This is a genomic window from Thermocoleostomius sinensis A174, from assembly GCF_026802175.1.
GTDB classification, from domain to species: domain Bacteria; phylum Cyanobacteriota; class Cyanobacteriia; order Elainellales; family Elainellaceae; genus Thermocoleostomius; species Thermocoleostomius sinensis.
Map to the genome: position 1 here is coordinate 4770804 of NZ_CP113797.1, position 11798 is coordinate 4782601.

Annotated in this window: 5 protein-coding genes and 1 pseudogene; 4 read left to right on the top strand and 2 right to left on the bottom strand. The window is 47.2% G+C overall.

What is annotated here, in order from left to right:
* The first annotated feature begins 4 nt into the window (after window positions 1-4).
* The 4 genes and pseudogenes from OXH18_RS20560 to OXH18_RS20575 all read left to right on the top strand — a co-directional run bounded on the left by OXH18_RS20560 (window position 5) and on the right by OXH18_RS20575 (window position 5670).
* Window positions 5-486, top strand: a pseudogene (locus OXH18_RS20560) (hypothetical protein).
* A gap of 155 nt (window positions 487-641) precedes the next feature.
* Window positions 642-3287 carry a TonB-dependent siderophore receptor gene (locus OXH18_RS20565; RefSeq protein WP_268609335.1) on the top strand — a complete coding sequence of 882 codons (2646 nt, stop codon included), beginning with the start codon at window positions 642-644 and terminating at the stop codon, window positions 3285-3287.
* 11 nt (window positions 3288-3298) lie between these two features.
* Window positions 3299-4306 (top strand): ABC transporter substrate-binding protein, encoded by a 1008-nt coding sequence (locus tag OXH18_RS20570; RefSeq protein WP_268609336.1) that lies wholly within the window; start codon window positions 3299-3301, stop codon window positions 4304-4306.
* Window positions 4307-4878: 572 nt separating this feature from the next.
* Window positions 4879-5670 (top strand): IS5 family transposase, encoded by a 792-nt coding sequence (locus OXH18_RS20575; RefSeq protein WP_268607476.1) that lies wholly within the window; start codon window positions 4879-4881, stop codon window positions 5668-5670.
* A gap of 31 nt (window positions 5671-5701) precedes the next feature.
* Here OXH18_RS20575 and OXH18_RS20580 read toward each other — a convergent pair whose 3' ends face one another.
* Both OXH18_RS20580 and OXH18_RS20585 read right to left on the bottom strand, forming a co-directional pair.
* Window positions 5702-9394: a WD40 domain-containing protein gene (locus OXH18_RS20580; RefSeq protein WP_268609337.1), complete on the bottom strand. Its 3693-nt coding sequence runs from the start codon at window positions 9392-9394 to the stop codon at window positions 5702-5704.
* Between the two features lie 1013 nt (window positions 9395-10407).
* Window positions 10408-11793, bottom strand: a complete 1386-nt coding sequence (locus tag OXH18_RS20585) for an aldehyde dehydrogenase (protein WP_268609338.1) — start codon at window positions 11791-11793, stop codon at window positions 10408-10410.
* Window positions 11794-11798: the final 5 nt, after the last annotated feature.

The window sequence follows — 11798 nt, forward strand, 5'->3', positions numbered from 1 at the left end:
TGAGATTAGTTCTGCTGAGGGCAGCCGTCTCGTGATCAATATTACTGATAAGGTTACGTTTCCAAATGCTAATCTACTGGTCACCGAGGATGATACGTCGGTAGACAACTTCGCTTCGGCAAAACAGCAACGATTACTGGTCAGCAGTCTCTATACTTCTCCAATACCCAAATGCGGGTAAGTTATTATGTCGTCTATGATTCCGCTCAACAGTTGGGAAATTCCCCCCCTTTACGGCTCTACAAACTACGAGGGCTACACCACACCGAATTGACTGAGCCGTGGCTAGAGCAAGTGAATTTAGGCTTCAGGCTTTGGCAAGGGGAGTTTGAAGGGCGGCGAGATACCTGGTTACGCTGGTGTGATGAGAAGGGAAATATCTTGTTGACAGGCGATGAAAAGACAGAGCAGGAACGTCAACGGGCAGACCGGTTAGCGGAGATGTTAAGAGCGCAGGGAATTGACCCCGATCAACTTTCCTCTTAGGCTCTGAAGTCGAGTAAAAGATCCGGATGGGGCGCAAAAAGATCCCGATGGGAGCGATCAAACCTGCCCATGTCGTCTAATTTCCCGGTATCTTCTTGAGAATAGTTCCTAGTAGTTTTGTCTACTAGCTAGTTTTAAGAGGTGTGGGAAAATTCATGGGAATCAGTTTGAGGAATTGGAACAATGGCTCACGTTTTGGGGTTGGCAATAGAGAGCGATCGCCTGCCCTGCTGGGTATTTGCGTTTTGAGTGCCCTGATTTTGCAGCCACGACCTGCTCAGGCGATTGAGGATCTGACCCTACAAACTGCGCTCCAAGCCCCAGCCATTGATGAAGGTTCAGGAGCGGACATTCCTCAACTGAGTGACCTGGAGCAACCCGCTACCACGATCGAAGATTGGATAGCGCAGATTTCTCAGGCTCTTGTGCAAGTGACGGGAGTGCGGGTAGAGGTGACAGAATCCGGGTTACAGGTGGTGTTGGATGTTACAGAGGGCGAACTGCCGACTCCCACAATGCGATCAGTGGGGAATGCGTGGATTACCGATTTTCCCGATGCAGTGTTGGCAGTGCCGGATGGAGAGGAGTTTTCTCAAGCAAATCCGATCGAGGGAATAGCGCTAGTGAGCGTAACGAGTTTACCAGGCGATCGGGTACGCGTTGCTATTACAGGGGTGAATGCTCCCCCCATGGTGGATGTGCGCGAGGAAGGGCAGGAATTTGTTCTTAGCGTCGTTCCAGGAACGGAAGGGGCTGGCACTGATCAAGATGCCATTCAGGTGGTAGTGACGGCTGAACAGGATGAAGGTTATAACCCTTCCAGAGCCACTACTGCGACGCGAACGGATACGCCCTTACGGGATATCCCAGCTTCTATTACGGTGATTCCTCGTCAAGTGATTGAAGATCAGGGAGCCGTTCGCCTCGATGAAATATTGCGTAACGCAAGCGGCGTGACCTTCTCCAGTTCTTTCGGAAATCGAGGGCAGGACTTCCGAATTCGAGGATTTGGTGCGACGCAGTTTAGAAATGGATTAAGGGAAGATGCGGGTGGAGGAGGTTCCTTTGTCAATCGCACTGCTCAAGAAACGGCGAATATTGAGCGGGTTGAAGTGCTTCGAGGTCCTGCTTCGGTCTTGTTTGGACAGGGTGAACCGGGAGGAGTGATTAATCTTGTTTCCAAAAGTCCCCTCACTGTGCCTTACTACGATATTGAATTTACGGCTGGAAATTTTAACTTTTATCGCCCTACACTGGATTTTTCAGGCCCATTAACGGATGATGGTGCGCTGGCTTACCGTCTAAATTTGGTCTACGAAGATACCGATAGCTTTCGAGATTTTGCTGATTCAAGGCGTTACTTTATTGCTCCGACCTTAGCGTGGCGAATGGGTGCAGATACAACGCTGACTTTAGAGGCTTCTTATCTGCAAGATCGACGCACATTCGATCGCGGTTTGATTGTGTTGAACGGTGACGATCGCCCAGCCGACTTACCCCTAAATCGAGCCTTGTTTGATCCAAGATTCTCTGCAAGTAACTTTGATGAAACGCGAGCATATTTATATTTTGATCACGAATTTTCTGATAATCTCTCGATTCGTAGTGCATTTCGGTATACTACTAGTTTTGAATCGGATCGGGAAGGAACTTCTAATGCGATCGGGCTGTTAGACGATAATCGCACTGTAGAGCTTGAATCCTATTTTGGTGATCAGCGTTTTGAAACTTACACGTTTCAAAATGATTTAGTTTGGGGATTTGATACTGGCTCCATTGCACATACGTTGTTGATTGGGTTAGAACTTGCCAGTAACAATGCTCGATTTACGTCACAAGCTCCCGCAGAGCAACAAGCGTTAACTGGAGGATTACTTGATATTTTCGATCCAGATTATGATGCCATTACCTATACCGGAGGTTATCAGTTTACATTTGATGGCAATCGCCAAAATCAAAGAACGCTTGGCATTTATGTACAGGATCAAATCAATATATTAGACAACCTTATTGTCTTGCTAGGAGGACGCTTTGACTCGATCGATTCGGAAGAACGTTTTGGAGACTTTAGCCAAAATAGCAATGACAATGCCTTTTCTCCGCGTGTTGGTTTAGTTTATCAGCCCAACGCAACATTATCACTCTATGCTAGTTACGCCCGATCATTTGTTCCAGAAGCTGGTCGAAGTGCAGACAACACACCATTTGAACCAACCAGAGGAACTCAATACGAAATTGGAATTAAAGCTGATTTTCTAGATGGTCGCCTCTCGACAACTCTTGCTGCCTATGACATCACCAGAAGCAATATTACAACTCTCGATCCAGATAATCCTAATTTTTCGATTCAAGTGGGTGAACAACGAGATCGCGGCATTGATTTTGACATTGCAGGCGAAATTCTACCGGGTTGGAACATCATTGCTGGCTATTCCTATTTAGACGCTTCCATTACAAGAGATAATACCTTTGAAGTTGGTAATCGCCTAAATAACGCTCCTAGAAATTCGGCGAGTTTATGGACAACATACACTATTCAATCGGGTGATTTAAGAGGACTTGGTTTCGGTGCAGGAATCTTTTTTGTAGATCAACGTGCGGGGGATCTGGCTAATAGTTTCACGCTTCCAAGCTATACTCGGTTTGATGCAGCTCTTTACTACAACCGTGATAATTTTCGAGCTGCGTTGAATTTCAAAAATTTGTTCGACACTGAGTATTTTGCAGGTTCACAAAGTCGATTTGCAGTTGTACCCGGTGCGCCTTTTGAGGTAAGAGGTACGGTTTCCTGGCAATTCTGAGTCATAAGAAAATGAAGTATTGGTTTAGACGATGGAATGTGTGGTTGTTGGCAATTCTTGTATGTGTTGCTGTCGTTGCTTGCAACAGTAATTTATCTCAATCTGGAAACTCTCAATCCAACAGCAGTCAAGGTGTAGACAATATTTCTTCAGATTGTTGTGTAATTCAGCATGACGGAGGTGAAACTGAAGTTTGCGGGCAACCACAAAAAGTAGTTGCTTTGAGTCCACCCCTGTTAGATATTTTGCTGTCGCTCGGAGTGCAGCCAGCAGGTTATGCAGAGGTGGAGTTATTAAACCAGAAAGTGTTTGATAACCCTGCTCAACAGATTCCCTTCCTGGGCGATCGCGTTACCAGTCAACCCGTCAATCTGGGTAGTCGCGACAGCCCCTCCCTTGAAACGCTCTTGACCCTCAACCCCGACCTAATTTTAGGCGAGAAGTTCTCTGTAGAAGCTAACTATAACCAATTCTCAGCCATTGCTCCCACAGCTTATTTTGAAACAACTGGTGAGGAGGGTTGGAAGCCTATTCTTCAGGCTATTGCAGCAGGTTTGAACCGTCAAGACAAAGCACAACAGGTGCTGGATGCACATAATCGGCACATTGAGGCGACTCGCCAAAAGATTGCTCCCCTAGTCGCTGGTCAAACCATCATTGTCCTCGGTTGGCAATCGATCGCCAATCAGTCCTTTGTACTTGAGCGCGGTTTCGTCACTAATTTATTGGAAGATTTGGGCTTTCAGGTAATTGTGGCAAGCTCTGATGAAACAGCCCTATCAATGGAATCTGTTGCTGGTCTTGATGCCGACCATATTCTCATTATGCCAACGGGTGACAACACGATCGAACGAGCCAAGCAGCAGTGGGAGACCCATCCAATCCTACGCTCAATTCCTGCGGTACAGGCAGGAAACCTGTATTTTATGGATTATCAACTGGCTCGCATTCGCGGCCCGATCGCTGCTGAAATCTTTATCCACGAGTTCACATCACTGCTTACTCAAACCCAGACATAGCTCATCGTCAACTCCTAGCTCCCTTAGTACCGTATATCCGATATGAAAAGAAGCAATCGTTGATGCTATATAGACGCTACCGAAACAATCAGTATCCAGGTAACTTTCCTGATTCAACCCTACCAAGCAATCTCGAACAACGGGTATAGGTACAGAGAAAGTTGGCGAGTAGCGGAATTGTAACACTGTTAGCTTCCCTGTTGAAAAATCCTGCTAGCTGGTAAAAGAATTTGCAGATTGGGAGGCAGCAAGTGATGAAGATTGGTTTAACCTGGAGATAGCCCTAGCATCTGCTTGCGCTCAACCCGACTCTACTTGGCAAGGTATTTAGAAGTGGAGACTCCTCGCTGGCTAGTTTAGCGATATTCGGTCACTGAAACAAAGGGCGGTGGAACAACGGCTTCGATCGCCCCCAATGACTCCAACGTCATCTTTTGAGCATCGGTTAATCCTTTCACGCCTAAAATGTTCATCCCGTCATAAGAGGGTGTTTGAGAAGCCAGGAAGGTCGTAAAAAAGCTCACTCAGTGTAGGCTGCGAATAGCAAATATCTACAGCCCTGAGTGAGTCAGATGAGTAAAGCATATCCCAGTAACCTAACCCGCGCCCAATATGAGGTTTTGAGTGAATTAATTCCAGCAGCAAAGCCAGGTGGTCGTCCTCGCAGCGTTGACCTGTGGGAGGTGCTCAATGCCATGCTCTATGTTCTGGTTGAAGGCTGTCGTTGGCGTTCTTTACCTGGTGATTTCCCAGCCTGGCAGACGGTGTACACGTACTTCCGCAACTGGCGATTGGACGGCACCTGGATTTCCATTCATGACCAGTTGCACCAGTGGGTTCGCATCGATGCGCAACGCTATCCTAGTCCATCAGAAGCGATCATCGATAGCCAAAGCATCAAGAGTGCAGCAGGAGTTCATCAACAAGTTGGCTTTGATGGAGGCAAGCTGATTACAGGACGCAAACGATTTTTAACGGTGGATACGTTAGGACTGGTTTTGCGGGTGTTTGTGAGTGCGGCAAACCTGGGGGAACGCGAAGGGGGCAAACGTGTCCTCAAACGAGTCAAACGGATGAAGAAAAAGGTTTCACGCTTAATCACCATTTGGGTAGACGGCGGGTTCGATGGCGCCCCTTTTCTGATGTGGGTGATGGATGTTTGTCGTTGGATTGTGCAAGTTGTACTGCGACCTGAGCAAACCAAAGGCTTTAGCTTGCTCAAAAAGAGGTGGGTGGTAGAACGAACTTTTGGTTGGCTAATGGGATGCAGACGGTTGGTCAGAGACTATGAATTATTACCAGAGACATCAGAAACCTTGATCTACCTTGCCATGATTCGGATTATGGTGAGGCGGTTGGCATAAATTTGACACCTCAAATCTTTTCAAACACCCTCTAAGGTTGCGGCGTCCGCAAGGTTTCTAGACAGTCACCTGTTGTCAGGTTCCAGTATTTAATGGTTTCGTCAAAGCTACTGCTCAGCAATAATTCGCCTTCTGTCAACAGACCCGAAATAATTCCTTGATGTCCTTCTAAGGTATGTAGGCACTTGCCCGTTTGCACCTCCCACAATTTAATCGTTTGATCGAAGCTACCACTGATAAGTCGCTGTCCGCTGGTATCGAATGCTAGAGCCACAACCGGGGCAACATGTCCTGTAAAGGTGCATACACACTCGCCCGTTTGCACCTCCCATAGTTTTAGGGTGTTATCGTAGCTGCAACTAGCTAAGTATTGTTGGTCAGGGCTGAGTGCCAATCGCCAGACTTTGTTAGTGTGCCCTTGAAGCACCCGTATACAGTCTCCAGTTTTTACCTGCCACAGCCGAATCGTTTCATCAAAGCCGCAGCTAAACAGCCAATCGCCCGTTGCATTAAATAGCGTATCAACTACCGGGGCTGTATGACCGTTCAGCGTCCGTATGCACTCGCCGCCGGGAATTTCCCAGAACTTGATCGTGCCATCGTAACTGCCACTGGCCAACAGCGGAATGGTGGGATGAAATACCACTGCCCACACCCAACTAGCGTGTCCGTGCAAGGTTTTCAAACATTCGCCCGATCGCCAGTTCCAAAGTTTGATGGTTTGATCACCACTGCCACTGGCCAGAATCGATGTATCGCGGGATTGGGGACTGAAGGCAATTGCCCACACTCGATCGCCATGCCCTCGCAGGGTGCGAAATACGCGCTTGGTTTGCACATCCCAAAGCTTGATGGTTTCGTCTTCGTGTCCACTCGCGAGCACCGAACGATCGCCATTAAAAATCATCCATAGCAACGCATTGGTGTGACCTCGGAATGTTTTAAGGCAGTGTCCTGTATGCATATTCCAAAGCTTAACGGCGTGATCATCTCCCCCGCTGGCAATACGTTGCCCATCAGGGTGAACTGCCACAGACCACAGACGGTTCGTATGCCCTTGTAATACCTTACAACAGCGCCCCAGATTCAAATCCCAGACTCGCAACGTGTGGTCATGGCTGCTGCTAATCAACTGTCCCCCCTCCGGACTAAACCCAACCGCTGTGACGGCGTTGCGATGCCCAGTTAAGGTTTTCAGGCATTGTCCCGTTTGCACATCCCACAGTTTCAGGGTTTGGTCGTGGCTACCCGTCGCAATCAGATGACCATTGGGATGAAACGCGATCCCTTTGACCCAATCCGAGTGTCCTACCAGCGTTTTAAGGCAGGTTGCTGTTTGCCAATACCACAATTTCACGGTGTGATCTTCAGAACTACTGGCCAAGGTTTGACCATCCGGGCTAAAGCCCAGTGACCACACTCGTCGATCGTGCGCAACCCAACAATGATCATAGGAGCCAGGGTCACAAGTATTCCACAAGCGAATGGTGAGATCGTCACTGCTAGTAGCCAACCACTCGCTATCGGGGCTAAACGCTACCGCTAGCACCGCCTGAGTATGACCGTTCAGCGTCCGTAAGCAAGTTCCGGTCGCCAAATTCCACAGTTTTGCTGTGTTGTCGTCACTAGCACTCGCTAGCCATTGTCCATCCGGACTAAAGGCGATCGACCAAATCCAAGTTTCATGCGCCCGTAGAATTAATTGCGATCGACCGCTGGATATATCCCAGACGCGAATGCCACCGTTGCTATCTGCCACCGCCAACTGCTGCCCATCCGGGCTGAAGGCAACCGAAACAATGCCACCAAAACTTTCAGCAAATACTGATTTTGATAAATCGGCATAGGCAAAGTTGACATGGGGTAAAGACACCGCAGGTAAATAGGCTTGCCAAACGGCTAGATGAGAGAAATCGTAACCTGTTAAATCAATTTGCAAATAGCACAGTAAATTCAGGATGTTACCAGCTGCATAGCCAGGCTGTAGAGGAGCGTGTTGTTTAAGACTTGCTAAGATTTGCTGTAAGCAGGATTCCAATTTGGTTTTGCTGCCAAAGTGAAGCAATAGTTGATTGACGATCGGTTCTAATAGAATGCGGGTTTGGGCCTCACGAACATAATCTTTGCATTGTGCTTTTAGCAACGCATAGCGGCAAAGTAACGGAGTAGGCAACGGTGGCGGTGGTGGGCAAGCAACTGACAAAGCATCTGTAGTTTCGTTTAACTCAAACGTTTCGTCAGATTCATAGCTCACCTCATTACCGTCAATTTTTGATTTAGTATTCCATTCAATAATTTCCGTTACAATTCGTTCAATTAATCGTTCTGTGACATATTCCATCACAACTGGTTGCTGAGTGAAGCCATGAGTTGTTTTTTCAATTAGCGATCGTTGTCTCAACAAAGCTAATGCATCTAACAGTTTATGCAATGACTCTGTGGAAAAAATGTCTTCGTTGAGATCACTATCGCTGACTGGTTCCCGGTTCACCGTGAGCCAATACATAATATCTTGCTCAGTATGAGAAAGCCGTTCAAATTGGCGATCGAGCAAATCATGAATGTCTGCAAAAGCAACTTTATTAGGCTGAAGATAGTCTTGAACAAACCGCGACAAATTTCCATCTAACACGTCTTGAATGCGAGAAGCAGCGATTTTGAGCGCCAATGGATTGCCCGCATAGTGCTTTATTACCGTTTGCCAGTCACTGTCACTGCCTTGAAAACAACCATATTCTTCAAAAATTTGTTGTCCACCTGTCACTCCAACTCCGGCAAGCTGAAGAATGCGAACTGGACGAGTTTTTCCGGCTAGTTGACTAATTACCTTGGGAGCTTCCCGGCTTGTTAAAATTACGCAGCTTTGATGCAACGACTGGGCAAGCCGACGGAACAACTCGGCATAATTTTCGTATCCACAACGAAATCGCCCCGCTTGCTCTCCACTTTGTAACAGTGGTTCAACGTTATCTAAGACCAACAAGCAGCGCGATACGGTTAAGGCTTGTACTAATTGCCCGATTTGTTCAGATTCTTGTTCAGGCAGGGCAATCGTTGCCTGATGCGATAATACTTTCAGTAGATCGAGCAGTAACTGATCAAGGGGGGGAGCTTCCCGCAAACTGCGCCAAATCACAAATTCAAAATTTTCCAGAGCAGAAATCATCTCTCTGGCTTGGATGGTGTCGTTGCCTAGGATATCGGGTTGATTAGTTCCTTGGGCAAACTGCTGTGCTAACGTCACCGCTAACGCCGTCTTACCAATTCCACCCATACCCAACAGCAATACCAATCGACAACGATCGCCCTGAACCCATTGATGCAATTGGTGTAATTCCAAACGACGATCGACGAAAATAGACACATCGATCGCTTCGTCCCAATCTGTTCGGGAGACGGCTGATCTAGTTGTTGCTCCAGATATAGTAGAAGGTGGTGAAAGCGAGTGATGCTGTGTCGATTCTTCCTCTTGAGTTTGCCAATAGTGCTGTAACACTGTTTGGACATTTTGCTTGGTCACTCGCTCTCCCAATTTTTCAGAAATCGCCCGCCATAACTCAGCACCTGTGTTCTTAACATGTCCTATATCTCGACTGTTCGCCCTGGCAATTTCTTTGTAGGAAAGTCCTTTCCAACTCTGCCGAAATACTAATTCTTGTAACTTGTTTAAACGCTTCTCTAAAAGTTGTTCTACAAGCCCTAGCCCGTCTTTGACCGTAATCACGCTTGGTTTCCTCACATGTTAGTAATAAAGTGGAGCCTCCCTGATTGCATTGCTCATCGATTTAACATTCGTTGCGGTACACACGACAGTGACACAAAACCTCTGATTTTTAACCATAGTGGCTGATGACTCATTATCTATTGTCTGACCTTTTTCTGACTTTAGCGCTGACTTTTATCTGATCTTTATCTGACTTTTCTGTCAAATCAGGTCATAAAGTACCGCTATACTAAGTGATGTCACGAGGATACTTCTCAACTCCGGAGAAGACACTGCTGCGATCGCTGCAATTTCTCTACCGTTCAACCTCGTCTGTTTCCAATGCCCCAAGTTCTAGGTTGCTTCCTTAATGGACTGGGAAGATGGTTGTCCTGCTGAATCCTAGCGGTTGTCTTTGTACAGGTTGAGTATTTGCCCTGATTTGATTGACGAAATATTAGTTGACGAGTCTTGAATTGCCCTCACTTCAGCCTCTCTGTCAGAATAGGTGAGGAGCTTTCGAGCCATGTTTTGCGTTGAAGCCCCTTTGCTCTGTGTGGGAGAAGGGGTTTAGGAATACGGACAATTCCTATTTGCGTTCAGCAACGCCAAAATTTGCCAGTCAACTAAATCTTTGTCTGCTCCCTGTCTGCTCACATCTTCCACAACTCGGACTTCTGCGTCTTTACATGTTTCCAATTCAGGGCAAATATTGAGTGCAATTGGAGTAATTTTTACTCATCACCTTTGCACCTGTTTCATACCCTTAGAAATTCCTTGACGATTTCCTAGCGCTCTTACTCTAGTTTCTACTCGCCACGTAGAGTACCAGAGTTGAATGGGATCGGGATCAGTGTCCATCGCTCGCAAACGCTCTGCAAGGCGATCGGTTCGCTGACGCTCTTGCTCTAGCTGATGTTCACTGCGTTCAAACTTTTGTTGAATCGCCTCAATTCAGCGAAATTGCTTGGTGATGTCACTGAAACTCGTTCGGGTACTTTGAACTTAGTACAAAGAATAAATCACCCAACGGGCTAGCCAAACCATCGCCGCAAGCGATCGAGTTTATGTCCATAGGGCGGATAGCGGAAAGGAAGGTCTGGCCAAAACGGCTTAGTAACAATGCTTTTGGTATGCGAGAAGGTATCAAATCCCGCTTTGCCGTGGTACTGCCCCATGCCACTATCTCCAACGCCTCCAAACGGTAACGTGGTCACGGCCGACTGCATGATCGTGTCGTTGATAGCAACACCGCCCGATGAGGTGCTTTGCAGCACCTGCTGTTGCAAAGCTGGATTGCGCGAAAATAGATACAAAGCTAAGGGTTTTGGTTGAGTTTGAATCTGTTCGATCGCTTCTTCAATCTGGGTATATTCTAAAACTGGCAGAATAGGTCCAAAAATCTCCTCCTGCATCACAGGAGCGTTCCACGTTATTTGATCTAATACAGTAGGGGAAATATAGCGATTTTTTGCATCTGTCTTTCCACCCACAATAATATTTCCAGTCTCTAGCAGTGTCACAAGACGATTGAAATGTTTATCATTGACAATGCGACCATAATCTGGACTGTGGGCTGGATTGTCTCCATATAGTTGAGTAATGGCGACTTGAATTTCGTTCATTAAAGCAGATTTGATGCGACGATCGACCAGTAAATAATCCGGTGCGACACAGGTCTGTCCAGCGTTCAAAAACTTACCCCAAGCGATGCGCTTAGCGGTGGTTTGAATCGGAACATCGGCGTCAACAATACAAGGGCTTTTGCCGCCCAGTTCTAACGTAACAGGTGTCAAGTGGTTGGCGGCTGCCTGCATGACAATTTTGCCGATCGCGGTTCCTCCGGTGAAGAAAATGTGATCAAATTTTTCTGCTAAAAGTGCTTGGCCAATGTCAATACCTCCTTCCATCACTGCCACATAGTCTGGCTCAAATGTCTTTTCCACCACAGCCGCCACTACCCGCGAAACATTCGGCACCAATTCAGATGGCTTTAACACAGCACAATTGCCTGCCGCTAAAGCAGCCACCAGAGGCGCAAGCACAAGCTGAAATGGATAATTCCAAGGAGCAATGATCAGCACTACTCCTAACGGTTCGGGTCGCACCGTCGCTTTCGCGGGTTGCAGAGTAGAAGGAACCGCAACTGATCGTGGTTTTGCCCACGATCGCAAATGCTTGACCGCATAATCAATTTCTTCGGTTACGAGTCGAATTTCAGCAAAGTAGCTCTCAAACGCGGGTTTATTGAGGTCTGTCTTTAGCGCTGCTAGAATGGCATCTTCCTGATCGGCAATCGTTTGTCGCAGTCGCTTTAACTGGTCAATGCGAAACTTTAACTCTTGAGTTTGACCAGTGCGAAAGAAAGCTCGCTGCTGTTGAACGAGGTTGCTGACCGGCTCGGCAGTTATGTTACCCATGCTAC

Bases quoted from the DNA above. Each gene is read 5' to 3' on its own strand.
- OXH18_RS20575 (WP_268607476.1), top strand. From the start codon at position 4,879: ATGAGTAAAGCATATCCCAGTAACCTAACCCGCGCCCAATATGAGGTT.
- OXH18_RS20570 (WP_268609336.1), top strand. From the start codon at position 3,299: ATGAAGTATTGGTTTAGACGATGGAATGTGTGGTTGTTGGCAATTCTT.
- OXH18_RS20565 (WP_268609335.1), top strand. From the start codon at position 642: ATGGGAATCAGTTTGAGGAATTGGAACAATGGCTCACGTTTTGGGGTT.
- OXH18_RS20585 (WP_268609338.1), bottom strand. From the start codon at position 11,793: ATGGGTAACATAACTGCCGAGCCGGTCAGCAACCTCGTTCAACAGCAG.